Here is a 26,998-nt window from a genome sequence, read left to right on the forward strand (position 1 = left end):
TTCACCGTGACCACCTTCACCGAACTGCTCTCGTACGAGGACGCTCTCGCCTCGTTCGACCCCGTCATGGGCCTTGAGGTCCATGTCGAGCTCGGCACCAAGACCAAGATGTTCTGCGGCTGTTCCACCGAGCTGGGCGCCGAGCCCAACTCGCAGACCTGCCCCACCTGCCTCGGTCTGCCCGGCTCCCTGCCGGTCGTCAACGCGATCGGCATCGAGTCGGCCATCAAGATCGGCCTCGCGCTGAACTGCGAGATCGCCGAGTGGTGCCGCTTCGCCCGGAAGAACTACTTCTATCCGGACATGCCGAAGAACTTCCAGACCTCCCAGTACGACGAGCCCATCGCCTTCAACGGCTTCCTGGACGTCCAGCTGGAGGACGGCGAGATCTTCCGCGTGGAGATCGAGCGCGCCCACATGGAGGAGGACACCGGTAAGTCGCTGCACGTCGGCGGCGCCACCGGCCGTATCCACGGCGCGTCCCACTCCCTGCTGGACTACAACCGCGCCGGCATCCCGCTCATCGAGATCGTCACCAAGCCCATCGAGGGCGCGGGCGAGCGGGCCCCCGAGGTCGCCAAGGCGTACGTCGCCGAGCTGCGCGAGGTCATCAAGGCGCTCGGCGTCTCCGAGGCCCGCATGGACAAGGGCCAGATGCGCTGCGACGTGAACCTGTCGCTGCGCCCGACCCCCGAGTCCGAGTTCGGTACCCGCTCGGAGACCAAGAACGTCAACTCCCTGCGTTCCGTCGAGCGCGCGGCCCGCTTCGAGATCCAGCGTCACGCGGCGGTGCTCTCCTCGGGCGGCTCGATCGTGCAGGAGACCCGGCACTTCCACGAGGAGGACGGCTCCACCACGGCCGGCCGCATCAAGGACAACGCCGAGGACTACCGGTACTTCCCGGAGCCCGACCTGGTTCCCGTCGCCCCGGCCCGCGACTGGGTCGAGGAGCTGCGCGCCGGTCTGCCCGAGATGCCGCGCGTGCGCCGCAACCGGCTCCGCGAGGAGTGGGACGTCACCGAGCACGACATGCAGTCGATCCTCAACGCGGGCGCGGTGGACTCCATCGTGGCCACGATCGAGGCCGGCGCCGACTCGGCCGCCGCGCGCAAGTGGTGGATGGGCGAGCTGGCCCGTAACGCCAACGAGCAGGGCGTCGTCGTCGACGAGCTGCCGATCACCCCGGTCCAGGTGGCCCGGGTCGCGGCCCTGGTCGCCGACGGTTCGCTCAACGACAAGCTGGCCCGCAAGGTCCTCGAAGGCGTCCTCGCCGGCGAGGGCACCCCGGACGAGGTCGTCGAGAAGCGCGGCCTGAAGGTCGTCTCGGACGAGGGCGCGCTCGGCGCGGCCGTGGACGAGGCCATCGCGGGCAACGCGGCCATCGCGGACAAGATCCGCGGCGGCAAGATCGCCGCCGTCGGCGCCCTGGTCGGAGCGGTCATGAAGACCACCCGCGGCCAGGCCGACGCGGCGCGCGTCAAGGAGCTCATCCTGGAGCGCCTGGGCGTCTCCGAGTAGTCCTCTTCTCGTACGACGGCCCCGCACCGGACTTCCCGGTTCGGGGCCGTCGTCGTTCAGACTGGTACGGGGTGATCGCGCGACAGGCGCGCGGTCGGTGGTGGACTCGGGGGGTGCGCCGGTGGAGATCGGTGCGATGGTCATCGCGGTGGCGGGTGTCGCGGGCACGTTGGGCGGCGCGCTGCTCACCCAGCGAGGTGCGGAGCGTACGAAGCGCCGTGAGATCGAGCTCGTGCGCGCCCACGACGAGAAGCGCGAGAACCAGGCGCTACGGCGCACCTGTTACGCGGATCTCAACCGGGACGCCCGCCAGTTCACCACCGCACTCAACCGGCATCTGCACACCCTGCGGGAACGCGCGGTCGAGGACGCCGACCGGGCCGCGCTCGACGCGGCGAAGGACGCCTTCCGTGACCGCTACTCCGAGGCACAGATGGTCGCCCCCGATCATGTCCTGGCGCCCGCGTCCTCGGTGCACCATGCCCTGACCGCGGTCTACGGGCAGGTGAAGCGCCTGGAACGGGGCATGCCGGACCCGGGGGAGTCGATGGAGTCGGCGGCGGAGGCCCAACACGCCATCTGGGACCCGCTACGGGAGATGCGGGCGGCCATGCGCGCCGACCTCGGCGTGGTCTGAGGCGGGCCGCAAGGCCGCCGGGCACCAGGGCACCCGGGCAGGCGCGCGGGCGATCGGAGGGTGGTCGTACGGGGCTCAGCCCTGCCGGACCGGCTTCGGGAACCCCGACTCCAGCACGACGGCAGGCAGGGCGCCCGCCACGATCGGGGCCTTCGGCAGCGAGAGCCCGAAGAACCGCTCGATGACCCCCAGCGCGGTCCGGTGCGCCTCCTCGGAGTCCCGCTCGGGGTCCGGCAGACCGGCCGCGTTCAGCAATGCCTGCAGGCGGGACGCCGTCGCGGGGTCGCCCTCGACCTCCTCGGAGTCCCAGGAGTCGTCCAGGTACAGATTGCAGGCGCTCAGCAGCCGGCCGTCGTGCGCGTACGCGAACCGCGGCGGGACCGCCTTGCCGTTCTCCTCCTCGAACTCCAGGACGCAGAGGTGCGCGCCGTCCCGGGAGAGCGGGGTCGGCGAGCCGAACTCGTCCTGCCAACCGCCGTACGCGACGGCGTACGTCCAGTCCCCGGCGCGGCCGAGGCGCAGGCCCACGGCCGCGTGGATGTCGCCGTAGGTGTCGTCCATCCACTCCAGGAGGGAGTCCGAGGTGTGCTCACCGACCGCCACGACGCCGGCCGTCGTGCTGCGCGCGGCCTGCCGGAGGCGGCCCACGAGTTCGTCCTCGGTGAGCCCGCGCGCGAGCACCACGAAATAGCCCCCGAAGGCGATGGATCGGGGGGCGGCGAGCCAGGTCGTTCCGTCTGTCATGACGGCCATCCTGCCCGGTACCTCCGACAACGAGCGGCGCCCGCTCGGAGCGACGGACTGGCCCGCTGCCGGGCGCGCGGGGCGCGGAACTGCCGACCGGGCAGCTTCCGTTCCCCGAGCGCCCGGCCGAACGGGGCGCGCCGGGCGGCGGGTTCCTGTCGGAGCCCGCCGCCGTCAGCGCTTGAGGACGGGGGCGGCGATGACGGCGTTGCCGCTGTCGCGGCAGCCCTCCTCCACCTTCAGGCGCAGGCGCAGGGCTCCCTTGATGTCCAGGGACTTGGTGACCGGCTTGCCCAGGTGGACCGCCTCGGAGAAGAGCGCGGGCTTGTCGTCCACGGAGATGGTCACACGGGCCTGCTCCATGGTCGAGCCGTCGTCGACGCCCACGGTGAACTCCAGCGTGGACCAGGCGCGGTTCACGTCGTACTCGACCGTCGCACCGTAGTAGCAACTGCCGAGGAGGGCGGCCCCGTACTCCTTCGTGTTCAGCTTGGCGGAGCCCACTTCGAAGTGCTGGACCTCTCCGACCGACGACAGCACGGTCAGGTCGGCGACGTTGCTGTCCTTCACCGAGCCCGGATCCCCCGGGCTGGAGGAGGAGTCCGGGGAGGCGGATCCCTTGGGGGACGCCTCGGAGGGCGTGGGTTCGGCGGAGGCGGTCGCCCGCGCCGAAGCCGACGCCTGCGGTGCGCTCGTCCCGGCGGGCTTGTCGCCCCCCGCGGCGTTCTCCTTGTCCTTGTCGCCCAGGAGCTGTACGCCGACCACCGCGAGGGAGGCCAGCACCAGCACCGCGGCCACCGAGCCGAGGATCAGCCCGGTCCGCCGCTTCTTCTTCGGGACCACGGGCCCCGGGGCGGGAGCCGGACTCAGGTTGTACGTCGGCCCGTACCCGGCGGGCACCGACCCCGGATCCGGCTGCGTCTGCGGGGCAGTGGTGGGCGTGTGCGGGGGGACCGGGGCGGGCTCCGGGACGGTGGTGGCCGGTTCCGACCGTACGGGCTGCGCCGGCTGCTGTACGGGCTGTACGGGCTGCGCCGCCGGGGCGTACGCGGGCGGTGCCGCCGTCGGTGCCGTCGTCGGTGCTGTGGGCGGCGGGGTGACCGGCTGCGGCGGGACCACCGGCGGTGGCGGCGTGGCAGGCCTGGGCGGGGTCTCCTGCGCGGCCCGCTGCGAGGTGGCGGTGGTCGTGGACACCACCGCGTGGCGGATGTCCTTCATCCAGCCGGCCAGGTTCACCGGCCGCTTCCCCGGGTCCGCCGCGTAGATGGCCGCGATCCGTGCCCGCTGCTCGGCGTCCAGCACGGCGATCTGCGGCAGCGCGGTCAGCGCCTGCGCCAGCTGCTCCGGGGTGGCCGGCGGGGACTCCCCACTCAGCAGGAAGTAGGCGATCGCCCCGAAGGCGTACCGGTCCGTACCCGGGGTGCGCTTGCCGTCGAAGACCTCGGGCGCCGCGTAGCCCGGGGTGAACCAGACCTCGGCGGTCTGGTGGTCGGCGGTCAGCTTGCTGAGGCCGAAGTCCACCAGGGTGGCCTGCCCGTGCGCGTCGACCATCACATTGCCGGGGGAGAGGTCACCGTGGATCACCTGGCGGCCGGAGGGGGTCGCCTTCCCCGAGTGCAGCCAGTCCAGGACGTCGGCCAGCTGCTCCAGGGTGCGCATCACCTCGCGCCGCTCGGCGGCGGTGGACAGCGTCCGCTCGGCCCGCCAGTCCCGTAGGTCCAGCCCGTCGACGTGGTTCATGACGAGGACGAGCGCCCGCCCCGTCAGGGTCGAGGACTCCCCGGGCCGATGGATCGGCGGCCCCTCGAAGTGCTCGCGCACGCCCACCACGCCCGGCCGGTGCACGAACCGCAGCAGCTCGGCCTGCTCGTTCCACTTCTGGCTGATCCGGTCGAAGATGTCCGGCGTGATGGTCGTCTTGGAGTCGAGCACTTTGACGACCACGGGTTCGGATCCGCCGGCGAGTTCGATCTCGGCGAGATAGAGCACGGCCTCTCCGCCGCGTCCGATCGAGCGGAGCAGGCGGTACCGGTCCGCCGCCGCGTCCGGACCGATGTGCAGGTTCTGACTGGTCAATGTCCCCCACCTCAAGGTGCTTTGAGAGGCCATCAGCTTCCGGTGGGGAGGGGCGCGCGGTCAACGGGAATCGGAAATCTCCGTCGGGGTTCACCCTTTCATCGTCGGGCCGTCGACGGCCCCGGGCGATGGGCGGCGACCGGCCGCGATCGACGGCGATCGACGGCGATCGACGGCGACCCCGTGGTCGACGTGGGTGCCCGGACATGCCGCCGGGCGCCCGGCTCCCGGAACCGCCCGAGGGGCGGCTTCCGTTCGCCGAGCGCCCGGTCGACGAGGGCGGCTGCGGTCAGCCGGTCAGCCGGTCAGCCGGTCAGCCGGTCGCCCGGGCGGCCTCCGGAGCGGTGAAGAAGGCCAACCGGGCCGGCTTGGCCGGGAGGTGGACCTCGGGCAGGTCGATCTCCGGGAGCACGACCTCCGGGCCGAGCACGAAGCCGGTGCGTTCCATGAGGGCAATGGCCTTGGTGTTGCGGCAGTCCGGCTCGACGACCACGCGCCGCGCGGCCTCGTCGGAGAACACGAACCCGATGAAGACGGTCATCAGGGAGCCGGTGAAGCCGTGCTCGGCCGGGCCCGTGGCCGGGCCGATCAGCAGGTGCACGCCGACGTCCCCCGGGAGGACGTCGTAGCACTCGCTGACCCGGTCCTCGGCGCACTCGTACGTCTGGAACAGGGCGACCTGCTCGCCGTCGCGGCTCACCATGAAGGCGTGGTGGGTGGTGCGGCGGTCGACGTCCTCGTAGATCTCCTGGACCAGTTCGCGGCCGGCCTCGCCCATGCCCCAGAACCGGGCCCGCTCCTGCGTCACCCAGCTGTGGATCAGCGCCGAATCGGCCGCCGGGTCGACCGGGGTGATGGTGACGGTGCCGAAGCCCTCGACGACCTGGGTGTGTACGGGCCGGCGCACGGAGGGGGCGGAGGTCATATCGATTCCTTGGTGAGCCGGGTCCAGTCGGTGACGACGGGGACGAGTTCGCACTGTGCCCACAGGGGCAGCTGGTCGCGATGGTGGGGCGAGCCGGTGACGCCGTCCGCGCCCATCGGGACCGCCCACAGGCTGTCCTCGCGGCGGGCGAGGTCCCAGACGTAACGGGCCGCCGACGCACGGGCGGTGAGGTCGGTGAAGCCGGGCACGGTGGAGGTGGCGTTCACGCAGTCGTGGTCGCCGCCGAGGCCGGGCCACTCGGTCGCCTCCAGGTCGGGCACGGCCTGCCAGGGGGTGAGGCGGTGGACCTGCGACCAGGGGGTGTCGGGGGTGTCGGCCGCGGCCGTCTCCTCCAGGGCGGCCCGGACGTGCGCCGCCCGGTCGAGGCCGGGGACGAGGGAGGTGGTGAGCAGGCCTTCGAGGGCGTAGCCGATCTTCGGGACCAGGTACAGCCAGGGGTGGAAGACGGCCGGGCCGGGGGGCGCCCCCCACAGGCCCTCGAAGACGGGATCGGCGGCGAAGCGGCGTACGGTCGCGCTGCGGAAGGCCGAGAAGACGGTGGCGTCGGTGCTGTCGGCCGCCATGTGCCGGTCCCAGGCCAGCAGCCGGGTCCGCAAGGCCTCGGCCGCCGGGGTTAGGTCCTCGAAGTCGGGCAGCAGCGCGAGCAGGGGCGCGGCCGAGGCCAGGTGCGTGTCCCGGTGTACGTCGGCCATCGCCTTCGGGGACCAGTCCGCGGAGCCGCTGAGCAGCTCGCGGATGCGGTCGGCGCGGTGCGGGGGCGCGAACTCCACGCCGAGCGGGGAGGCGATGCCGCGCGCGTTCGCCATCACGGCGAAGCCCTGCACCGGCTCGGCGGGGGTCGGGGCCCAGCTTTGCCAGGCGTGCTGCGGATCCCAGGCGGGCACGGGCCGCAGCCGGTTGGTGCGGTGGCGCAGCGGCACGGCGCCCGCGACGCGGTGGAGCAGGCCGCCCTCGGAGTCGGCGGCGTGGACCACGTTGACCGGCTCGGCCCAGCCGTCGAAGGCCCGGTCGATGTCGGCGACGGTGCGGGCGCGCAGCAGGGCGGGGAGGGCGGCGAAACCGAGGTCCAGGCGGACGCGCGGCGGGTAGCGCAGGGAGAGGGTCTGGGGGCTGCCGTCGGCGTGGCCGTCGGCGTCGGCGTGCGCGTCGGCTCCGAGGTCGCCGTCCGCGTGGACGATCACCGGGCCGCGCGGGGTCTCCAGGACCTCCACCTCGACGTCGTCGCCGTCGGCCACGGTGATGGTCTCGGTGTGGCGGGAGACGGGCTCCCAGACGCCGTCCGCGCCGAGGGCCCGTACGGTGCCGTCGTCCTCACGGCGCAACCGCTCGACGTACAGGTCCTGGTAGTCGGACATCGCGTTGGTGATCGCCCAGGCGGCGGTGCCGGTGTGCCCGAAGTGGCCGAGGCCGGGGACGCCGGGGACGGCGAGGCCCAGGACGTCGTAGTCCGGGCAGGAGAGACGTATCTGCTGGTAGACGCCCGGGTCCTCGATGAACCGGTGCGGGTCGCCCGCGATGATCGCCGATCCGGTGGTGGTGCGGTCGCCCGGCACCAGCCAGCCGTTGCTGCCGGCGGTGCCGGGGCCGTCGGTGGCGAAGAGGGTGACCGCCTCGTCGCCGAGGGCGCGGGCCACGCGCTCGCGCCACAGTTTGGTGGCGAAGCCGGCGAACAGGATGTGCGTGGCGATCCAGATGGCCAGCGGCACCCACGGCTCCCACGGGGTGGGGGTCAGGCCCGTGCGCGCGAAGCGTTCGTCACGGGCGGCGCCGGCGGCGAGCCCGTCGTTGACGCCGTCCACGTACGCGCGCACCCAGGCGGCGGTGGCGGGGTCGTCGGCCTCCATGGCCTCGTAGCAGCGGCGGGCCGTGTCGGCCAGCCGGGACTGGCGGGCGAAGCGGTCCCAGGTGACGGCGTCCGCGCCGAGGAAGGAGGCGCTGGAGCCCTCGGAACGGTGTCGTTCGACCTCCAACTGCCAGGCGCGGTCGAAGGCGGTGACGCGGCCCTGGGCGTGGACGAGCCGGAGTTCGTCGGATGCGCGGAGGTGGGGGATGCCCCACGGGTCGCGGTACACCCCGTAGGATTCCGAGGTCTCCGCAGGGGGCTCGCCCCGGTTCGCTCCGTGCGACCGGGCGTCGCCGTTCTCGCTGCTGGCACTGCTCACGCTGCTCACACTCTTCCCCGACGTGCGTTTAGGTTAGGCTGACCTAACTATAGGGGCGCTAGGGGAGGGGTTGGACATGGCGGTCGGCAAGGGCTGGGAGGGCGTGGTCCTCAAGCTCATGCGGGGCAAGGACTTCACGTTCACGGTCACGGGAGCGGAAGACCTGACGGAGAACTACCGCCGCGTGAGCTTCACGGACGGCGGGCTGCTCGCGGCCGCCGGTGCGTCGCTGCACCCGACGATGTGGGTGCGCGTCTGGTTCCAGGGCGCGGGCAAGCCGCACCAGCGGGCCTACACGCTCGTGGACCCGGATCCGCAAGCGGGCACCTTCAGCTTCGAGTTCGCCCTGCACGACGGGGTCGCCAGCGCCTGGGCGCGCGACGCCAAGCCGGGCGACACGGTCGAGGCCACCGTCCAGGGCACCGGATTCACGGCCCCGACGCCGGCCCCGGAGCGCCTGCTCGTCATCGGCGACTCGGCGTCCCTGCCGGCGATCAACTCGCTGCTGGACACCTACCCGCAGACCCCGGCGACCATCTGGTTCGAGACGCAGCACGACTCGGACGAGCGGCTGCCGATGCGGGTGGAGCAGGGCCGGCACGACATCCGCCGGGTGCGGCGGGACGGCACGGCCCTGGCCGACCGGGTGCGCGCCGAGCTGCCCGCGCTGGCCGGGGACCCGGAGGCGGCGTACGTCTGGCTGGCGTGCGACACGGTGACGACGCGCGCCCTGACGGCCTACCTGCGCAAGGAACTCACGCTGCCCAAGCACCGGGTGAACTCCCTGGGCTACTGGCGTCCGGAAGCCTGAGCGAACCGCGGCCCCACGGCGCCTCGGGCCGCCCGGCCCGTCCGGCACCCCCCAGGGGGTGTCCTGCCGGTCAGGGCGGGCTCGCGGCAGCCGGCACCGCTCCCTGATCCACTCCGACCGACGGGACACCCTCTACGCGCCGGTCGTGCCGTCGATCCCCTCGCGGAGGAAGTCGGCGTGGCCGTTGTGGCGGGCGTACTCGTGGATGAGGTGCAGCATCACCAGACGGAGCGAGGCCTCCTCCTTCCAGCTCGGCACGTACGCCGTCACGTCCAGGGACTCGGCGGCGGCCTCGATCCGGCGGGCGTGCGCGACCTCGTCCTCCCAGGCGGTGAACGCCTCCTCGCGGCTGGAGCCGGAGGCGTCGTAGGCGGCCTGGAAATCGTGCGTGTCCGACCACCGGTGCGGGAGGTCCTGGCCGTCGAGGACCCGGCGGAACCAGTGCCGCTCGACCTCGGCCATGTGCCGGACCAGCCCCAGCAGGGACAGCGTGGACGGGGGCATCGAGGCACTGCGCAGCTGCTCGTCGGTGAGGCCCTCGCACTTCCAGGCGAGGGTGGCCCGGTGGTAGTCGAGGAAGGTCCGGAGGGTCTCGCGTTCGTCCCCGGTCAGGGGCGGGCTGATGCGTTCCATGGCAGTGATCTTGCCGGTTGCCGCCGGGCGGGCATAGAGCCGGACCGACCCCGCCCTCCCGCCCTACGAGGCGGCGGCGGTCCACATGTACGGCACCGTCACGCCCAGCACCCCGAAGCCCAGCCGCTCCAGGATCGGGCGACTGTCGGCCGACGCGTCCACCTGCAGATAGGCGATACCCAGCTCCGCCGCCAGGCGGGCACGGTGGGCGACCAGCAGGCGGTAGATGCCCCGGCCGCGCCACTCGGGGAGTGTGCCGCCACCCCAGAGGCCCGCGAAGGCCAGGCCCGGCCGCATCTCCATCCGGGCCGCGCTCACCGGGGTGTCGCCCGCCATCGCGAGCACCGCGGCGATCGTGTCCGGCTCCTCCCGGAGCTTGCCGAGCAGCTGCTCCCGGAGCCGCGGCCGCTCCGTCCCGAAGGCTCCCGCGTGGACCCGCATCATCAGGTCGACGCCGGCCTCGTCCGTCACCACCCGCAGCGTGATGCCCTCCGGCGGCTCCACCGGCAGCTTCGCGAGCTCGGACACCAGACCCACCATCAACGTCTCGGGCGGCTCCGGCACGAAGCCCGCCGCCCGCAGCCGGTCCCCGAGGTCCGCGGGCCGGTCGTAGTCGTACAGCTTCCACTCGAACTCCGGACAGCCGCGTCCCGCGAAGAACGCCACCTGTGCCGCGATCTCCGCGTCCGCCGTCCCCTCGTCGAGGTCCGACCAGAGCACCCCGTTCCACCCGAGCGCGGGCGCGACGTGCCGTACGACGCCGCCCGCCCGCTCCACGTGCCCTAGCGGGGCGTCCGCCTGCGCGCCTTCGCGCACCTCGGTGTCGAAGTGGGCGCGGACCTTCATCAGTTCATCAAGATCGATCGTCATAGCCCCAGCTCACCAGTGTCGAGCGGGTGCCACAACTGCATTAGCCTCACCCCCGTGAACCACGACTCCACCATCTACACCGGTAAGGCCACCCCCGACGCGGCCGCCGACCGCGGCTGGCTCCTCGGCCACTTCAAGGACCCCTCCGATCCCCGCCACAGCGAGGACGTGGAGATCAAATGGGGTGTCCACCCGAAGGGCGACGAGCGGGAGCGGTGGGCGACCGCCGAGAAGCGCACCGCACTGCTGGTGCTGATCAGCGGACGCTTCCGGCTGGAGTTCCCGGGGCGCACCGTCGTCCTCGCCGAGCAGGGGGACTACGTGCTCTGGGGACGCGGCGTCGACCACTCCTGGTACGCGGAGGAGGACGCCGTCGTCCTCACCGTCCGGTGGCCCTCGATCCCGGGCTACCGGGTGGACGAGCCCGAGGACCGGGTGGAGGCAGGATCCTCCGCCCGCTCCGCGCTGTGACGATGCACACGAAACGGGCCAACGATCACGAAACGCTGAGATCGTTGCGGGTGTAGACCATCTGCGCCGAGCCTTCCCGGGGGGGATCCCCGGACCCCTCGGCCGGGCCTTCACGCGTTCATGCGTCTTTGCGGCGGGCTGACTCCCGGTAAAGATCCGAACCACCAGGGAGCACGTCCGTTGGCTGTAATCGCACGCTGGTGCATGCGCCACCGCCTCTTCGCCGTGCTCATCTGGCTGCTCGCCCTCGGCGGGACCGCGGCCGCCGCGGTGTCCGCCGGGTCGTCGTTCTCCAACGACTACGAGGTCCCCGGCACCGAGTCCGCCCGGGCGAACGCCCTCCTGCGCGAGGGCTTCCACGGCCAGGGCGGCGACACCGACACCATCGTGTGGCGGGCCCCGGACGGGCAGAGCGTGCGCACCCCGGACATCGAGCAGCGCATGACCCGGGCCCTGGAGAGCGTCGCCGGGCTCCCCGGCGTCGGATCGGTCGCCGGACCCTACGGCCCCGCCCCCGAGAACGCCGCGCGGATCAGCCCCGACGGGCGCACCGCCTACGCGGTGGTGACCTTCGATCAACATGCCGATTCCGTACCCAAGGGCCAGGCCCGAGCGGTCGTCGACGCGGCGAAGAACCCCACCACCGAGGCCGGCGGCCTTCAGGTCGAACTGGGCGGCCGCGCCATCCAGCTCACCGAGGCCCCCACCGCGCACCTCGCCGAGGTCATCGGTGTCGCCGTCGCGGCCCTGGTCCTCTTCCTCGCCTTCGGCTCGCTCGCCGCGAGCCTGCTGCCCATCGCGACCGCCCTGGTCAGTGTGGGCACCGCCTATTTCGGCATCACCCTGCTCGGCCACGCGATGCCGGTCGCCGACTTCGCCCCGATGCTCGGCACCCTCGTCGGCCTCGGCGTGGGCATCGACTACGCGTTGTTCATCGTCACCCGGCACCGCAAGGGCCTGGCCCGGGGCAGCACCGTGGAGGAGGCGGCCGCGAACGCCGTCGCCACCACCGGCCGGGCCGTCGTCTTCGCCGGTGCCACCGTCTGCATCGCCCTGCTCGGCATGCTGGTGCTGCGGCTGAACTTCCTGAACGGCGTCGCGATCGCCGCCTCCGTCACCGTGGTGCTGACGGTCGCCGCCTCGGTCACCCTGCTGCCCGCCCTCCTCTCGTACATAGGCATGCGGGCCCTCTCGCGCCGCGAGCGCCGCAGGCTCGCCGCCGAGGGCCCGCGTCCCGAGCAGACCTCCGGCTTCGCCGTCCGCTGGTCCGCCTTCGTCGAACGCCACCCCAAGCTGCTGGGAGTCGTCGCCACCGCGGTCATGGTGGTGCTGGCCCTGCCCACGTTCTCCCTCCACCTGGGTACCTCCGACCAGGGCAACAACCCGGCCACCTCCACCACCCGGCAGGCCTACGACCTGCTGGCGGAGGGCTTCGGCCCCGGTACCAACGGCCCCCTCACCGTCGTCGCCCGGCTGGACGGCGCCGGCGACCGGCTCGCCGTGGACCGGCTCGCGGAGGCGCTCCGCACGACGGAGGGCGTCGCCGCCACCGGACCCGCCGTCCTCAACCGCAGCGGCGACACCGCCGTCCTGACCGTCGTACCGGACTTCGCCCCGCAGTCCCGGGCCACGAGCGACCTCGTCGACAGACTCCGCCAGGACGTCGTACCGGCCGCCGGCCACGGCAACTCCATGCAGGTCCACGTCGGCGGTGTGACGGCCGCCTACGACGACTTCGCCGAGGTCATCATCGGGAAGCTGCCGCTCTTCGTCGGCGTGGTCATCGCCCTCGGCTGCGTGCTCCTGCTGCTGGCCTTCCGGTCCATCGGCATCCCGCTCAAGGCGGCGGCCATGAACGTCGCCGCCGTCGCCTCCTCCTTCGGCGTCGTCGTCGCCGTCTTCCAATGGGGCTGGGGGAGCGAACCGCTGGGCCTGGGCAGCGCCGGCCCGATCGAACCCTTCCTGCCCGTGATCATGGTGTCCGTCCTCTTCGGACTGTCGATGGACTACCAGGTCTTCCTCGTCAGCCGGATGTACGAGGAGTGGCTGGAGACCGGCGACAACCGGCGGGCCGTGCGCGTGGGCCTCGCCGAGACCAGCCGGGTCATCAACTCGGCCGCCGTCATCATGATCTCCGTCTTCCTGGCCTTCGTACTCAGCGGTGACCGGATCATCGCGATGTTCGGCATCGCGCTCGCCGCGGCCGTCGCCCTCGACGCCTTCGTGCTGCGCACCCTCCTCGTCCCGGCCCTGATGCACATGCTCGGCGGGGCCAACTGGTGGCTGCCCGCCTGGCTCGACCGGCGTCTGCCCAAGATCAGCATCGAGCCCCCCGAACGCCACCCGCATGCGAGACTTCCGAAGCAGCGGCCCGCCGTGGACCTTGCCACGAGCGAGGTCGGCGCCGAGCCCGCCACCAGCTCCCGGTGATCCGGCCACCCGCCGCCCGAGACCCAAGGAAGACCGCGCATGTTCTCGACAGCCCTCGCCGAAGACGCCCAGCTGTTCCCGCTTGAGGCCCGGCACGCGGAGGAGTTCTTCGCGCACATCGAGCGCGGCCGCGCGTTCATAGGTCGCTACATCGGCTTCCCGGACCGGGCCGCCGACCTCGACTCCGCCCGGGCCCTGCTCGCCGAGTACGCGGTGAAGGCGGCCCAGGACGGCCCCCGGTTCTTCGGCATCCGGCTCGACGGCACGCTGGTGGGCGGGGTCCTCTTCCGGGTGTTCGAGGCCGACCGGGGAAACTGCGAGATCGGCTGCTGGCTGGAGCCCGACGCGGCCGGCCGAGGCCTGGTCACCAAGGCCTGCCAGGTCCTGATCGACCACGCCTTCGGTGAGCGCGGCATGCACCGCGTCGAGTGGCACGCCGCCACCGGCAACACGAAGAGCCTCGCCGCGGCCGCCCGCCTCGGCATGACCCGCGACGGCGTCATGCGGGAGAACAACCTCCACCGCGGAGTCCGCCAGGACACCGAGATCTGGTCGATCCTCTCCCACGAGTGGGCCGCGAACCGCTCCGCCTGAGCCCCGTCCGGGCCCCGTCCCGGGTCGCCCTGCCACGGGCCCCGCCGACCGCGGGGCCCACCACGGCCGGAACCTGCGGATTCTCAGAAAACTCTCAGACAGGGCGCCTACGGTGCCCCGCATGGACACCACGAAGACCCCCGCCCCGAACGCCGCAGAGGCGGACACCACCCCGGTCGCCCTCGAAAAGACCGAGACCACCCAGCCGGCCGAGGCCGCAGCAGACTCCGCGGTCACCGACGAGGTCACCGACGCGGACCTGGACGACGAGGCGCTCGCCGAGGACGAGGCCGAGGACCGGGAGCCGAGCCACGTCGGATCCGCGGCCTTCGCGATCGTCGCCGCGGGTCTCGGTGTCGTCGCCCTCAGCGGCAGCTGGGTCGCGGGCATCGTGTCCGAGCGTGCGAGCATTGCCGCCCGACTGGAGCTGACCCAGGCCGCCGACGCCAACGCGCAGATCGCCGCCCAGTTCGTCGACCCGTGGCACACCACCGCGATGGTGAACGGCATCTTCTCCGCCCTCGCCCTGATCGTCGCCACCTTCGTGCTGGCCCTCCCCGCCTTCAGCAGCCCCGAGCGCACCCTCCCCACCTGGGTACGGTCCGTCTCCTGGGCGGGCATCGGACTGGGCGCCCTCGGCATCCTGCTCTTCGTCCTCATGTACTTCGACCTCCTCCTGGCCATTCCCAAGGCGGCCGGGGCAGGCGCCTAGGCACCCTCCTAGGGCAGCGACTTAGACCCGCACGGACCGCCCCGGGGCTCCCCGGCCCCGGACTAAGGTGCCCCGCCCCCGGCAGATGCGGCATGCGACCGATGTGCCGGTACCCCCTGGGACGCGAATCTTGGATCACACCGAACGAGGTGCCCGAGCAACGCCACCAGGGAGCAGAGATGTTCGAGTACGAGATCGCCACCGCCGTCCGCAACACCGACCTCATGCGTGAGGCGGCCGAGTACCGCGCGGCCCGGACGGCGGGGACGGCGCACCGCGCCTCCTCGCCGGACCAGGAACACGGGAGGCGGGTGAGAACCCTCCGGAGCCGGTTCACCCGCTCCGCCCGCTCCGCCCGCGCGGCCCGCTCCGCGTGCTCCGCGCCCCGCACCGCGTGAACTGACACGTGATGAGAAGCGCACCGTCGGCGAGTGCCGCCGGGCAGGACCTCTGTGCGATGCTCGGCGGCGTGGAGACCAGATCTGTCAGCCCGGTGTTCGTCGGCCGAGCCGATGAACTGGCCGTACTCACCGACGCACTGACCCGGGCCGCCGGGCGGGAACCGCAGGCGATGCTCATCGGGGGAGAGGCCGGAGTCGGCAAGACCCGCCTCACCGAGGAGTTCCTCTGCGAGGCGGACCGCCGCGGAGCCGTCGTCGCCGTCGGAGGCTGTGTGGAGATCGGGGCGGAGGGCCTTCCCTTCGCCCCGTTCTCGACGGCCCTGCGCGCCCTGCACCGGCTGCTGCCCGAGGAGTTGGCCGCCGCTGCCGCCGGCCAGGAGGACGAACTCGCCCGCATCCTCCCCGAACTCGGCGACACCCCGCGCGGCCCCCACGACGAGGAGAGCACCGCCCGGCTCTTCGAACTGACGGCCCGCATGCTGGAGCGCCTCGCCGCCGACCGCACCGTCGTCCTCGTCCTGGAGGACCTGCACTGGGCGGACACCTCCACCCGGCACCTGCTTTCCTACCTCTTCCGCACCCTCGGCAGCGGCCGGCTCGTCGTCGTCGCCACCTATCGCGCGGACGACGTGCACCGGCGTCACCCGTTGCGCCCCCTCCTCGCCGAACTCGACCGGCTCCGCACCGTCCGGCGCATCGAGCTGTCCCGCTTCAACCGGGCCGAGGTACGCCGCCAACTCGCCGGGATCCTCGCCGCGCAGCCGGACGAAGCGTTCGTGGACTCCGTCTTCGACCGGTCGGACGGCAACGCCTTCTTCGTCGAGGAACTCGTCGCCTCCAAGGAGAGCGGCTGTCGCACCGGACTCACCGAATCCCTGCGCGACCTGCTCCTCGTCCGCGTCGAGGTGCTCCCCGACGAGACCCAACGGCTGGTGCGCATCGTCGCCGAGGGCGGCTCCACCGTGGAGTACCCGCTGCTGCGCGCCGTCGCCGGGCTCACCGAGGACGAGCTGATCGAGGCGCTGCGCGCCGCGGTCGGGGCCAACATCCTGCTCGCCACCGCCGACGGAGACGGCTACCGCTTCCGGCACTCCCTGGTCCGCGAGGCCGTCAGCGACGACCTGCTGCCCGGGGAGCGGGCCCGCGTCAACCGCCGCTACGCCGAGGCCATGGAGGCCGACGGTTCGCTGGTCCGGGCCGAGGAGCGGGTCATCCGGCTGGCCAGCTTCTGGTACCACGCCAACGATCCCGCCAAGGCGCTGCCCGCCGTACTGGCCGCCTCCGTGGCGGCCCGCCGCCGACACGCCTACTCGGAGCAACTGCGGCTGCTGGAGCGGGCCATGGACCTGTGGGACAGCGCCCCGCAGAACGTCCGCGAGGCGCTCCGCCCGGCGGACTACACCGAGGTGTACCCTCCGTGCGGCTGCGACCCGGCCACCACCGCCCTCCAGCGGATCGACCTGCTGGCCGAGGCCACCGTGGCGGCACGCTACGGCGGCGAACGCGACCGCGCCCTGAAGATCACGAAGATGGCGCTGCGTCTGCTGGAGGACGACCACGACCCGCTGCGGGCCGCCTGGTTCTGGACCGAACGCTCCCGACTGATCGCCGGACTCGGACGCGGCGACGGCTGGGAGGAGATAGCCAAGGCCCAGGACCTCGTCCGGGGGCTGCCCCCGTCCCAGGTGCACGCCGAGGTCCTGGTCCGGGCCGCGAGCTGGGGCATGCTCCACAACCCGGGCCCCGACAACCTTGCCGCCGCAGAACGCGCGGTCGAGTACGCGCGCATGGTCGGCGCCGAGGAGACCGAACTCAACGCCCGGATCACGGTCGGCGCTCTGCGCGCCGACTCCGGCGACGGAGCGGGCGGCCTCGCGGAGATGCACGCGGTCGTCGAACGGACCACACAGCTCGGACTCACGATGCTGGCAGGGCGTGCGCATATCAATCTCACCTCTCAGCTGGAAAGTCTGGGACGGTCCCACGAAGCCGTGGAACTCGCCGTACAAGGGGCCGAACTGGTCCGGAGGTCCCGGCTCCTGGACAGCGAGGCCTGGGTCTGCGGGAACATGGCCGAGAGCCTCTACAGCCTCGGCCGCTGGGACGAGGCCGCCGAGGCGGCCCGGCGCACCCTGCTGGTGGGCCAGAGTGCCGCCCCGCGCGGCTGCGCCTCGGCCCGCCTCGCCTACCTGGCGCTGGCCCGAGGGGAGTTGGCCGAGGCGAACCACCAGCTCGCCGCGGCCCACACCCACTACGGCGCCCACGAGACCCAGCCCCAGCACCGGATCCCGCTCCGCCGCCTCGCGATCGGCGTGGCCGCGGCGGAGGGCCGGATCGCCGACGTCCGCGCCGAGACCTCCGCTGCCGCCGCCCACGGATTCCCGCTCGGGCAGCACCGCTACGCCTGGCCGCTGCTGCTCGCCGCCGCCACCGCGGAGGCGGACGCCCGGGGGCTCCCGGCCGCCGAGGCCGGCCGGGACGCGGCCCTGGCCGTGCTGCGTACCGCCGCCCGCTCCCTCGCCACCCCGGTCCCGGTGTGGGCCGCCCACGCCGAGTACGTCCGGGCCGAGCTGCTCCGGGCCGAGGCCCGGGACACCCCCGCCGACTGGACCGCCGTCGAGACGGCCGTCCGCCCGCTGGAACGCCCGTACCTGCTGGCCAAGGCCTGCCACCGGCTCGCCGAGGCCCTGCTGGCCGCCGGTGACCGGGAGCCCGCGGCCGCCCTGCTCCGCGAGGCCTACGCCATCGCCGAACGGATCGGCTCACGCACGCTGCGCGAGGACCTGGCCCTGCTGGCCCAGCGCGCCCGCTTCCCACTGACCGACGCCGACCACGCCGTCGCCCCGCCGGCCCCCGAGACCGACCCGATCGAGGCGCTCGGGCTGACCAGCCGCGAGCGGGACGTACTGCGCCTGGTGGCGGCCGGCAGCACCAACCGGAAGATCGCCGAGGAGCTCTTCATCTCCCCGAAGACCGCGAGCGTGCACGTCTCGAACATCCTCGCGAAGCTCGGCGTCGCCGGCCGCGGCGAGGCGGCCGCCCTCGCCCACCGGCTGCGCCTGTTCGCCGCCCCCGCCCCGGTCAGTCCCCGTCCGGAGGCTGCTCGTCCAGGCGTATGAGCACCTTGCCGGAGTCGAGGTCTATCGGACCCCGTCCCGGATCGTTGTCATTGACGTCGGTCCGGGACAGCTCCAGCCGCTTCTTCTCCTCGTCCGTGTGCTTGCGTCCGGGGTTGAACAGCTCCTCGATCATGTTGAACACCGTGCCCACCACACCCTTCGTCGCCCGCCGGGGATCTGTCGGTCACCGCACGGTCAGGGTCAGGATCCTGTCGTCGCCCGCTTGCGGTGACCCGCGTCCGTCCGTCTCGCTCGTGACCAGCAGCATGCGGTCCCCGCCCAGCGGCACCACCGTCCGCAGGCGGCCGTACTCGCCCGCGAGGAAGGCCTCGGGCTCCGCCACCGGCTCCGTCCCGGCCAACGGGATGCGCCACAGCCGCTTGCCCTTCAGCCCGGCCATCCATATCGAGCCCTCCGCCCAAGCGATCCCGCTCGGCGAGGCCTCGTCGGTCTTCCACACGGCCACCGGGTCCTTGAAGCCGGGCTTTCCCGCCTTCCCCTCGGCCTCGGGCCAGCCGTAGTTGGCACCGGGCTCGATCAGATTCAGCTCGTCCCAGGTGTTCTGGCCGAACTCGGCCGCCCACAGCCGTTTGTCCTTGTCCCAGGCGAGGCCCTGCACATTGCGGTGCCCGTAGGAGTAGACGACGGAATCCGCCTCCGGATTGCCGTGCACCGGATCCCCGTCCGGGGTCATCCGCAGGATCTTGCCGCCCAGCGACTCCTTGTCCTGCGCGAGCCCGGTGTCACCGGTCTCACCCGTCCCCGCGTAGAGCATCTTGTCCGGGCCGAAGGCGATCCGGCCGCCGTTGTGGATGAGGCCCTTGGGAATCCCCCGGAACACCGTGTCGGGGGCGCCCAGTTGCTGCCCGGAAGGTCTCTGCTCGTCGTACCGCAGCCGGGCGATGCGGTTGTCGGACTCGGTCGTGAAGTACACGTACACCAGACGGTCCGACGCGAAGGTCGGCGACAGCGCGAGGCCCAGGAGTCCGCCCTCCCCGCCCGGAGCCACCCCCGGCACCTCGCCGATCGGGGTCACCGCTCCCGACCCCGCCGCGACCCTGCTGATCGTCCCCTTGTCCCGCGAGGCCACCAGGAGGTCCCCGCCAGGCAGCGGGGCCACGCCCCACGGCGACTCCAGCCCCTTGGCCACCTCCCCGGTCACCGTCACGGCCCCCTTCACCGGCGGCCCGGTGGCCTCCGGCGACGCGGACGGTCTCCCCGACGGCCCCGGTGACCCGGCGCCCGTCGAGGCCGTGCCCGGTGGGGAGCCGCCCGGTCCCGAGTCCGGTGTGCCCTGCGGCGCGCACCCCGCCGCCAGCAGAGCGCCGCAGCCGGCCAGCGCGAACGCCGCCAGCACCCCCCGGCGCCGGCCCACGGCCTCGGATCCCGCCTGCCCGGGAGAACTTCCGTATCGCATCGCCCTGCTCCCTTCCGGTCCTCCGATCGTGCCCTTCATCCGTCTCAACAGCTCCGGCAGTTCACGAAGTTCCACCACTCGTACACTCGATCGAGTGGTTGTCGCGACGACCCGCGCCGACCCGGCGCCGACCCCGCGCCGACCAGGATCAGTCCCAGGCTCCCACCTCGACCGGAAGGGACGCGATCTCGGTCAGGTCATCGGCCGAGAGCCGGACCTCCGCCGCCCGCGCGTTCTCCGCCGCCCACGGCGCCCGGTCGGCCCCGGGCACCGGCACCACCTGCGGCCCCTGCGCCAGCACCCAGGCCAGCGCCACCTGCCCGACCGTGACCTCGGGGCCGTGCCGCCGGGCCACCTGCCGCAGCCCCGCCAGCAGCACCTGGTTCGACGCCATCGCCTCGGCCGTGAACCGCGGATGACGGGCCCGCACGTCCTGCGGCTCGAACCCCTCACCCGGCGTGAGCGTCCCCGTGAGGAATCCGCTGCCGAGCGGCATCGCCGCCAGGAACCCGACCCCGCGGGCCGCGCACCACGGCAGCAGCTGCCACGCCGCCTGCGGAGACCACACCGACAGCTCCGCCTGCACCGCGCTCACCGGGAACACCTGCTGCAGCCGCTCCAGGTGCCGCAGGGTCGTCCGGTACCCCCGGTCCCCGCTCCGCCCGGCTCCCGGCCCGGCCCCGGCGCCCAGCGCGCAGAACCCGAGCGCCCGTACCTTGCCCGCGCCCACCAGCTCGGCCATGGCCCCCCAGGTCTCCTCCACCGGCACGTCCGGATCCACCCGGTGCAGCTGGTAGAGGTCTATGACATCGGTCCGCAGCCGCCGCAAGGAGGCGTCACAGGCCCGACGCAGATAGCCGGGCCGCCCGTCGGCGACCACATGCTGGTCACCCGCCCGCAGACCCACCTTGGCCGAGACGAACGCCTCGGACCGCCGCTCCCGCAACACCCGACCGAGCAGCAGCTCATTGGTGAACGGCCCGTACACGTCGGCCGTGTCCAGCAGGTTCGACCCCAGGTCCAGCGCCGTGTGCACGGCGGCCAGCGACTCCTGCCCCCGCCGCCGCGACGGCGCGTACGCCCAGCTCATCGGCATACAGCCGAGGCCGACGGCGCCCACCGTCAGCGCCCCCGCCCCGATCGACCTGCGCTCCACCCCTGCGTCCCCCTCCGGTTCCGGCCATCAAACTAACGGCTTGATCCGGATGCCTTGGCATAGCCTCGTGATCATGACTGCAATGACCCCGGATGTCTGGCTCCCGTTCCCCGCCGAGGAGATCGAGGGCCTCCCCGACTCCTTCCGGTACCGCCTCTGGGACGGCGAGGACGCCTTCCCGGCCGATCCCGCCGACTGCGTCTTCTACGTGACGCCCTACATGAAGTCCCCCGAGGTCACCGTGCGCCCGCTGGCGGCGATGCCCGCGGTCCAGGTCGTCCAGACACTGACCGCCGGCATCGACGACGTGCTGGGCCGCCTCGGCGACCTGCGTCCCGGCGTACGGCTGTGCAACGCGGTCGGGGTCCACACGGCCAGTACCGCCGAACTCGCCCTCGCGCTGACCCTCGCCTCCCTGCGCGGCATCCCCGGCATGGTCCGCGGCCAGGACCGCGAGGAATGGCGCTCCGGCTTCTACGACGCCCTCGCGGACAAGTCGGTTCTGATCATCGGCTACGGATCGATCGGCTCCGCCATCGAGGACCGACTCGTGGCCTTCGAATGCGGCCCGGTCGCACGGGTGGCGCGTACCGCACGAGCCGGCGCACGCGGGCCCGTGCACGCCCTCGCCGACCTCCCCACGCTCCTGCCCGGCGCCGACGTGGTGATCCTCGTGACCCCGCTGACCGACGCCACCCGGGGCCTGGTCGGCGCCGACTTCCTCGCACGGATGAAGGACGGCGCCCTGCTGGTGAACGTGGCGCGCGGTCCTGTCGTCGACACCAAGTCCCTGCTGGCGGAGGTGGAGTCGGGCCGGCTGCGCGCGGCACTCGACGTCACCGACCCGGAACCGCTGCCCGCCGGTCACCCGCTCTGGCATGCTCCGAATGTCCTGATCACGCCTCATGTCGGCGGCAGCAGCTCGGCGTTCGAGCCGAGGGCCAAGCGCCTGCTGGCCCGCCAGCTCACCCGGTTCGCCGCCGGAGAGCCGGTGGAGCACACGGTGTTGATCACCGAGTGACGCGTGATGCGCACGCTCCGCAGTCACTCGAATGCGCTGCGTGGGCAGAACTCCCCGATCGGTAACGGAGAGTAGAGAGACTATGTCCCTGAGTGACGAAAGTGGTGTATCGTCCGGAAGAAGGGGCTGCGCCACGAACGTCTGGCGCTGGGGAGTGATCGGACACTTTGGGGGGCGACGGGCGATGCACGGCCAATGGACGAAGGATCCGATGCGGTACAGCCGCCGGAGGCGACGCGGCCGAGACTGGGCTGCACGGGAACCAGGCAGCGAGGGGGACCGGTGAGTACCCCGGGGGCGGCGCTCCTGAACCGGCCGTCCGTCTCGGGCGGAGGCAAGGGTCTGGCGATGCAGCTGCTCCTCGCGGTGGTCAGCGGCGGGTACGCCGTCGGCGCCGCCCTCAACTGGGGCTCGGAGGAAGTCGCCGAAATCATGGGCGACTTCGGACTCAGCGCGGCCGGCTTACTCGCCGCGGTCTCCTGCTACTCCTACGCCAGGGCGATCGACAGCCGCGAACGCCCCGCCTGGCTGCTCTTCGCCTTCTCCTCCCTCATGGGAGCCTGCGGGAACGCGGTCTGGGGCTGGTACGAGGTGATCCTCGGCGAGGAAGTGCCGAAACCCTCGCTCGCCGACTTCGCCTTCCTCTGCTTCGCCCCGCCCGCCATCGTGGGCCTGCTCGTCCTCGCCAAACGCCCGGTCACCCGCGCCGGCTGGGTGTGCCTCGGACTCGACTCCTGGCTCATCGGCGGCTCCCTGCTCACCCTCTCCTGGAGCCTGGCCCTGGCCCACGCGGCGCGGACCGCCCAGTCGGGGGCCCCCGGCAGCGTCCCGCGCGCCGCACTCTCCCTCGCCTATCCGCTCCTGGACATCGCACTCGTCTCGATGGTCCTGGTCCTGCACTTCCGGCGCAGCGAGACCAACCGGTCCGCCGTCAACACCGCCATCGCGGCCCTGGCCCTGACCGTGCTCAGCGACGCCCTGTTCACCTCGCCCCTGCTGAGCGCCGAGTACCAGTCCGGACAGCTGCTCGACGCCGGCTGGTTCGCCGGATCGCTGCTCCTGGCCTACGCGCCCTGGGGCGCCCGGCGCCTCCACCCGGGTCCGGAGCCGGCCGGACGCCCGCGGATCGACCGGACGCACAGCCGCCCGATCACCGGCTCGCTCCCCGCCCTCACCCCGTACCTCGCGGCCGCCGTGTGCACCCTCGGGATCCTGTACAACGTCGTGGACGGCCGGAAGGTGGACCGGATGGTCGTCTTCACCGGCTGCACGGTCGTGCTCGCCCTCGTCATCCGGCAGGGCATCATGCTCCTCGACAACATCGCGCTGACCCAGGAACTGGCCCAGAAGGAGAACCATTTCCGCTCCCTGGTCCAGGGCTCCAGCGACGTCATCATGATCGCCGCACCCACCGGGACCCTGCGCTACGTCAGCCCCGCCGCCGCCGGGGTCTACGGCCGTGAGGCGGAGGAGCTGGTCGGCACCGAGCTCGCCACCCTGATCCACCCCGACGACCTCGGCCGGGTGGTCCACGAGGTGCGCCGCTTCCTCGCCGCGCCGCCGACCGAGGAGCCCACCACCCGCATCGAGTGCCGCTTCGAATCGGGCGGCGGCGAATGGCTCAACGTCGAGTCCACCGTCAACCGGCACCAGGGCGGGCTCATCCTCAACAGCCGGGACGTCACCGAACGGGTCCGGCTCCAGGCCCAGCTCCAGCACAGCGCCGAACACGACCCGCTGACCGACCTGCCCAACCGGGCCCTGTTCACCCGGCGTGTGCGCCAGGCCCTGACCGGCCGGCGCGCGGGCGACCACAGCACCGCCGTGCTCTTCATCGACCTCGACGGCTTCAAGGCGGTCAACGACACCATCGGCCACCAGGCCGGTGACGAACTGCTCGTCGAGGCCGCGCGCCGGCTCCAGGACTCGGTCCGCGCCGGGGACACCGCGGCCCGCCTCGGCGGCGACGAGTTCGCCGCGCTGATCCTGGGCGACGGCAGTCGTGACCCCGGCGCCCGCGAGTACCAGGTGCGTGAGATCGCCGACCGGCTGCGCACCACCCTCTCCCAGCCGTACCGGATCGGCGGCAGCGAGGTCCGCGTCGCCGCGAGCATCGGGGCGGCCTTCGCCGACCCGGGCATCACCCCTTCGGACCTGATGCGCAACGCGGATCTCGCGATGTACCGGGCCAAGGCCGGCGGCAAGGACCGCGTCGAGATGTACGCCCCCCAGATGCAGGCCGAGGTCGTACGCAAGGCCGAGCTGGCCGGCAGGCTGCGGACCGCGCTGCACGAGGGCGAGTTCGCCCTGCTGCACCAGCCCGTGGTCTCGCTGGCCACCGGCGAGGTGTCGGCCGTGGCCGCGCAGGCCCGCTGGCGCTCCGCCCAGGGGATCCTCTTCACCCCCGCGGAGTTCCTCCGGGTCGCCGAGTACAGCGAGGGCGGTGCCGGCGGGGCGGGCGGCCCCGGCGCCGCCGGTCACGACGCCTCCCGCACCGCCGAGCTGGGGCGCTGGCTGCTGGAGGAGGCCGTGGAGCAGGCCGCCGACCGGCACCGGGCCGGGCACGACGTACCCGTGGCCGTGCGGATGACCGCCCAGCGGCTCCTGGACCGGTCCATGCCGCTCGGCTCCGTGGAGGCCCTGCTGACCCGGCACGGGCTGCCCTCCGGGGCCCTGGTCCTGGAGCTGGCCGTATCCGACCCCAGAGTGCCCTTCGACGACCTGGAGCGCCGCCTCGCGGCCCTGCACCGGCTCGGGGTGGGTATCTCCCTGGACGGCTTCGGCAGCGGCTACGCGGCCATCAGCGCCCTGCGCCGCCTCCCCGTGGACATGCTCAAGCTGGACCGGGGCCTGGTGGAGGGCGTGGTCGAGTCCGCCCGACTGCACAAGATCACCGCCGGTCTCTTGCGGATCGCAAACGACCTGGGCATGCGGTCGGTGGCGGACGGGGTGGACCTGCCCGAGCAGGTCCTGGCACTGCGCGCGATGGGGTGCACGCACGGTCAGGGAATGGCGTTTTCCGGCCCGCTCGACGAGTACAGGCTGCGGCGTGCGCTGGTGCGCGGTACGTTCCCAGTACCGGGCGGAGCGGCCCAACCAGCACTGGCCGGCGGTTCCCCCGGGGGCTCCATGGCCATCCGTAGAGGCTCACATAATGAGACGCCCGTCCCACCTACTTGACATCACCCTCCCGCCAGAGGGAGGGTCAATGCCATGCGCACCCGAATTCTCGTACTTGGAAAGCGCGTCGGCTGAAGCTGGGACCTGTATGTCCCCGCTCAACACCCCCGACGCGCTCCCCTCGCTTGCCTCCTGGCACGAGGGGTTTTTTGTTGCACTGGCACAGAGTCGAATCCGCGTAAAACCCTCAGCTTCGAGAAGAGAATGCCGATGACCGAGCAGGCCACCGGGGCCCACCATCCGCAGCCGCGGCCCCGTTCCGGCGGACAGCAGTCCGCCGCAGTTGAGCACGTCACGGGTGCGCAGTCCCTCATCCGCTCTCTCGAAGAGGTGGGGTGCGACACCGTCTTCGGCATTCCGGGCGGCGCCATCCTTCCCGCGTACGACCCGATGATGGACTCCAAGAAGGTCCGTCACATCCTGGTCCGCCACGAGCAGGGGGCCGGCCACGCCGCCACCGGCTACGCCCAGGCCACCGGCAAGGTCGGCGTCTGTATGGCCACGTCCGGCCCGGGCGCCACCAACCTCGTCACCCCGATCGCCGACGCGCACATGGACTCCGTCCCGCTCGTCGCGATCACCGGCCAGGTCTCCTCCAAGGCGATCGGCACCGACGCCTTCCAGGAGGCGGACATCGTCGGCATCACGATGCCGATCACCAAGCACAACTTCCTGGTCACCAAGGCCGAGGACATCCCGCGGACGATCGCCGAGGCGTTCCACATCGCGGCCACCGGCCGGCCCGGCCCGGTCCTGGTCGACATCGCCAAGGACGCCCTGCAGGCGAAGACCACCTTCTCGTGGCCGCCCACCCAGGACCTCCCCGGTTACCGGCCGGTCACCAAGCCCCACGCCAAGCAGATCCGCGAGGCGGCCAAGCTCATCTGCCAGGCCAAGCGCCCGGTCCTGTACGTCGGCGGCGGCGTCATGAAGTCCGGCGCGACCGCCGAACTGAAGGTCCTCGCCGAGCTGACCGGCGTCCCGGTCTGCACCACCCTGATGGCGCTGGGCTCCTTCCCCGACAGCCACCCGCTGCACGTCGGCATGCCCGGCATGCACGGCTCCGTCACCGGCGTCACCGCGCTGCAGAAGTCGGACCTGCTGATCGCGCTCGGCACCCGCTTCGACGACCGCGTCACCGGCAAGCTGGACAGCTTCGCCCCCTTCGCCAAGATCATCCACGCGGACATCGACCCGGCCGAGATCGGCAAGAACCGCGCGGTCGACGTCCCGATCGTCGGAGACGCCCGCGAGGTCATCGCCGACCTGATCCAGGCCGTCCAGGCCGAGCACACCGAGGGCAACGCCGGCGACTACACCGCCTGGTGGAACGACCTCAGCCGCTGGCGCGACACCTACCCGCTGGGCTACGACCTGCCCGCCGACGGCAGCCTGTCCCCGCAGCAGGTCATCGAGCGGATCGGCGCGCTCGCCCCGAAGAGCACGATCTTCGCGGCCGGCGTCGGCCAGCATCAGATGTGGGCCTCCCACTTCGTCAAGTACGAGGAGCCCCGCACCTGGCTGAACTCCGGCGGCGCCGGAACCATGGGCTACGCGGTCCCCGCCGCCATGGGCGCCAAGGTCGGCATGCCCGAGCGCACGGTCTGGGCGATCGACGGCGACGGCTGCTTCCAGATGACCAATCAGGAACTGGTCACCTGCGCCCTGAACAACATCCCGATCAAGGTCGCGATCATCAACAACGGTGCGCTGGGCATGGTCCGCCAGTGGCAGACGCTGTTCTACAACCAGCGGTACTCCAACACCGTTCTGCACGCCGACGAGACCGGTCACGACACGGTCGGCTCCCAGCTCGGCGAGTCCGTCGCGCCCCGCAAGGGCACGCGCGTCCCGGACTTCGTCAAGCTGTCGGAGGCCATGGGCTGCGTGGCGCTGCGCTGCGAGGACCCGGCCGACCTGGACAAGGTCATCGCCGAGGCCAACGCGATCAACGACCGTACCGTCGTGATCGACTTCATCGTCCACGAGGACGCCATGGTGTGGCCGATGGTCGCCGCCGGCACCTCCAACGACGAGGTCATGGCAGCCCGGGGCGTCCGTCCCGACTTCGGCGACAACGAAGACGACTGAGCCGAGAGA

21 protein-coding genes are annotated in these 26,998 nt (G+C 72.3%); 12 read left to right on the plus strand and 9 right to left on the minus strand.

Annotated elements, in window-relative coordinates:
- Positions 1–6: 6 nt before the first annotated feature.
- Both gatB and OG624_RS28270 read left to right on the plus strand, forming a co-directional pair.
- Entirely contained in the window at positions 7–1,518 is a 1,512-nt protein-coding gene (gene gatB / locus OG624_RS28265; protein ID WP_033224568.1) for an Asp-tRNA(Asn)/Glu-tRNA(Gln) amidotransferase subunit GatB, read from the plus strand.
- A 121-nt stretch (positions 1,519–1,639) separates the two neighbouring features.
- On the plus strand, positions 1,640–2,155 hold the full coding sequence (locus OG624_RS28270) for a hypothetical protein (RefSeq protein WP_244290949.1): 516 nt from the start codon (positions 1,640–1,642) through the stop codon (positions 2,153–2,155).
- A gap of 75 nt (positions 2,156–2,230) precedes the next feature.
- Here the strand turns inward: OG624_RS28270 and OG624_RS28275 are convergent, their stop codons facing one another.
- The 4 genes from OG624_RS28275 to OG624_RS28290 form a co-directional block, all read right to left on the minus strand.
- On the minus strand, positions 2,231–2,899 hold the full coding sequence (locus OG624_RS28275) for a DUF6461 domain-containing protein (protein ID WP_158711929.1): 669 nt from the start codon (positions 2,897–2,899) through the stop codon (positions 2,231–2,233).
- A 174-nt stretch (positions 2,900–3,073) separates the two neighbouring features.
- Entirely contained in the window at positions 3,074–4,975 is a 1,902-nt protein-coding gene (locus OG624_RS28280; protein WP_051763679.1) for a protein kinase domain-containing protein, read from the minus strand.
- A gap of 313 nt (positions 4,976–5,288) precedes the next feature.
- Positions 5,289–5,900: a GNAT family N-acetyltransferase gene (locus OG624_RS28285; protein ID WP_371639955.1), complete on the minus strand. Its 612-nt coding sequence runs from the start codon at positions 5,898–5,900 to the stop codon at positions 5,289–5,291.
- Complete coding sequence (locus tag OG624_RS28290; RefSeq protein WP_371640880.1) at positions 5,897–7,993, minus strand: penicillin acylase family protein; 2,097 nt, start codon at positions 7,991–7,993, stop codon at positions 5,897–5,899. The genes OG624_RS28285 and OG624_RS28290 overlap by 4 nt, the downstream gene beginning before the upstream one ends.
- A gap of 166 nt (positions 7,994–8,159) precedes the next feature.
- On the opposite strand from OG624_RS28290, the gene OG624_RS28295 reads away from it, so the two are divergent.
- Positions 8,160–8,894, plus strand: a complete 735-nt coding sequence (locus OG624_RS28295) for a siderophore-interacting protein (protein WP_161289215.1) — start codon at positions 8,160–8,162, stop codon at positions 8,892–8,894.
- A 132-nt stretch (positions 8,895–9,026) separates the two neighbouring features.
- Here the strand turns inward: OG624_RS28295 and OG624_RS28300 are convergent, their stop codons facing one another.
- Together OG624_RS28300 and OG624_RS28305 are read right to left on the minus strand one after the other, a co-directional pair.
- Positions 9,027–9,527 (minus strand): DinB family protein, encoded by a 501-nt coding sequence (locus tag OG624_RS28300; RefSeq protein WP_033224576.1) that lies wholly within the window; start codon positions 9,525–9,527, stop codon positions 9,027–9,029.
- Positions 9,528–9,590: 63 nt separating this feature from the next.
- Entirely contained in the window at positions 9,591–10,397 is an 807-nt protein-coding gene (locus OG624_RS28305) for a GNAT family N-acetyltransferase (RefSeq protein ID WP_161289217.1), read from the minus strand.
- Between the two features lie 54 nt (positions 10,398–10,451).
- On the opposite strand from OG624_RS28305, the gene OG624_RS28310 reads away from it, so the two are divergent.
- From OG624_RS28310 to OG624_RS28335, 6 genes are all read left to right on the plus strand, one after another.
- Positions 10,452–10,868 carry a hypothetical protein gene (locus OG624_RS28310; RefSeq protein WP_033224579.1) on the plus strand — a complete coding sequence of 139 codons (417 nt, stop codon included), beginning with the start codon at positions 10,452–10,454 and terminating at the stop codon, positions 10,866–10,868.
- Positions 10,869–11,048: 180 nt separating this feature from the next.
- Positions 11,049–13,298: an MMPL family transporter gene (locus OG624_RS28315; RefSeq protein WP_033224580.1), complete on the plus strand. Its 2,250-nt coding sequence runs from the start codon at positions 11,049–11,051 to the stop codon at positions 13,296–13,298.
- A 39-nt stretch (positions 13,299–13,337) separates the two neighbouring features.
- Entirely contained in the window at positions 13,338–13,892 is a 555-nt protein-coding gene (locus OG624_RS28320; RefSeq protein WP_161289220.1) for a GNAT family N-acetyltransferase, read from the plus strand.
- A 121-nt stretch (positions 13,893–14,013) separates the two neighbouring features.
- Complete coding sequence (locus tag OG624_RS28325; RefSeq protein ID WP_033224582.1) at positions 14,014–14,604, plus strand: hypothetical protein; 591 nt, start codon at positions 14,014–14,016, stop codon at positions 14,602–14,604.
- Positions 14,605–14,783: 179 nt separating this feature from the next.
- Complete coding sequence (locus tag OG624_RS28330; protein WP_266353370.1) at positions 14,784–15,002, plus strand: hypothetical protein; 219 nt, start codon at positions 14,784–14,786, stop codon at positions 15,000–15,002.
- 59 nt (positions 15,003–15,061) lie between these two features.
- Positions 15,062–18,124, plus strand: coding sequence for a helix-turn-helix transcriptional regulator (locus tag OG624_RS28335; protein ID WP_371640881.1), 3,063 nt, complete (start codon positions 15,062–15,064; stop codon positions 18,122–18,124).
- Here the strand turns inward: OG624_RS28335 and OG624_RS28340 are convergent.
- The 3 genes from OG624_RS28340 to OG624_RS28350 all read right to left on the minus strand — a co-directional run bounded on the left by OG624_RS28340 (position 18,087) and on the right by OG624_RS28350 (position 20,697).
- Entirely contained in the window at positions 18,087–18,257 is a 171-nt protein-coding gene (locus tag OG624_RS28340) for a DUF6191 domain-containing protein (protein WP_202505376.1), read from the minus strand. The two genes, OG624_RS28335 and OG624_RS28340, sit on opposite strands and share 38 nt — an antisense overlap.
- 51 nt (positions 18,258–18,308) lie before the next feature.
- Positions 18,309–19,541 carry a PQQ-dependent sugar dehydrogenase gene (locus OG624_RS28345; protein WP_051763681.1) on the minus strand — a complete coding sequence of 411 codons (1,233 nt, stop codon included), beginning with the start codon at positions 19,539–19,541 and terminating at the stop codon, positions 18,309–18,311.
- A 148-nt stretch (positions 19,542–19,689) separates the two neighbouring features.
- A complete protein-coding gene (locus OG624_RS28350) occupies positions 19,690–20,697 on the minus strand; it encodes an aldo/keto reductase (RefSeq protein WP_033224584.1) in 1,008 nt (335 codons plus the stop codon).
- 73 nt (positions 20,698–20,770) lie between these two features.
- Between OG624_RS28350 and OG624_RS28355 the strand changes: the two genes are divergently transcribed.
- The 3 genes from OG624_RS28355 (at position 20,771) to OG624_RS28365 (ending at position 26,989) form a co-directional block, all read left to right on the plus strand.
- On the plus strand, positions 20,771–21,718 hold the full coding sequence (locus OG624_RS28355; protein ID WP_033224640.1) for a 2-hydroxyacid dehydrogenase: 948 nt from the start codon (positions 20,771–20,773) through the stop codon (positions 21,716–21,718).
- Between the two features lie 282 nt (positions 21,719–22,000).
- Positions 22,001–24,898, plus strand: coding sequence for a putative bifunctional diguanylate cyclase/phosphodiesterase (locus OG624_RS28360; RefSeq protein WP_371588493.1), 2,898 nt, complete (start codon positions 22,001–22,003; stop codon positions 24,896–24,898).
- A 204-nt stretch (positions 24,899–25,102) separates the two neighbouring features.
- Entirely contained in the window at positions 25,103–26,989 is a 1,887-nt protein-coding gene (locus OG624_RS28365) for an acetolactate synthase large subunit (protein ID WP_033224585.1), read from the plus strand.
- Positions 26,990–26,998 lie beyond the last annotated feature (9 nt).

It is taken from the genome of Streptomyces virginiae (assembly GCF_041432505.1).
Taxonomy (GTDB): Bacteria; Actinomycetota; Actinomycetes; order Streptomycetales; family Streptomycetaceae; genus Streptomyces; species Streptomyces virginiae_A.

Excerpts from the sequence above, each read along its gene's own strand:
- OG624_RS28275 (WP_158711929.1), bottom strand. The coding sequence starts at position 2,899 with ATGACAGACGGAACGACCTGGCTCGCCGCCCCCCGATCCATCGCCTTC.
- OG624_RS28285 (WP_371639955.1), bottom strand. The coding sequence starts at position 5,900 with ATGACCTCCGCCCCCTCCGTGCGCCGGCCCGTACACACCCAGGTCGTC.
- OG624_RS28295 (WP_161289215.1), top strand. The coding sequence starts at position 8,160 with ATGGCGGTCGGCAAGGGCTGGGAGGGCGTGGTCCTCAAGCTCATGCGG.
- OG624_RS28300 (WP_033224576.1), bottom strand. The coding sequence starts at position 9,527 with ATGGAACGCATCAGCCCGCCCCTGACCGGGGACGAACGCGAGACCCTC.
- OG624_RS28305 (WP_161289217.1), bottom strand. The coding sequence starts at position 10,397 with ATGACGATCGATCTTGATGAACTGATGAAGGTCCGCGCCCACTTCGAC.
- OG624_RS28320 (WP_161289220.1), top strand. The coding sequence starts at position 13,338 with ATGTTCTCGACAGCCCTCGCCGAAGACGCCCAGCTGTTCCCGCTTGAG.
- OG624_RS28325 (WP_033224582.1), top strand. The coding sequence starts at position 14,014 with ATGGACACCACGAAGACCCCCGCCCCGAACGCCGCAGAGGCGGACACC.
- OG624_RS28330 (WP_266353370.1), top strand. The coding sequence starts at position 14,784 with ATGTTCGAGTACGAGATCGCCACCGCCGTCCGCAACACCGACCTCATG.
- OG624_RS28335 (WP_371640881.1), top strand. The coding sequence starts at position 15,062 with ATGCTCGGCGGCGTGGAGACCAGATCTGTCAGCCCGGTGTTCGTCGGC.
- OG624_RS28340 (WP_202505376.1), bottom strand. The coding sequence starts at position 18,257 with ATGATCGAGGAGCTGTTCAACCCCGGACGCAAGCACACGGACGAGGAG.
- OG624_RS28345 (WP_051763681.1), bottom strand. The coding sequence starts at position 19,541 with ATGCGATACGGAAGTTCTCCCGGGCAGGCGGGATCCGAGGCCGTGGGC.
- OG624_RS28355 (WP_033224640.1), top strand. The coding sequence starts at position 20,771 with ATGACTGCAATGACCCCGGATGTCTGGCTCCCGTTCCCCGCCGAGGAG.
- OG624_RS28365 (WP_033224585.1), top strand. The coding sequence starts at position 25,103 with ATGCCGATGACCGAGCAGGCCACCGGGGCCCACCATCCGCAGCCGCGG.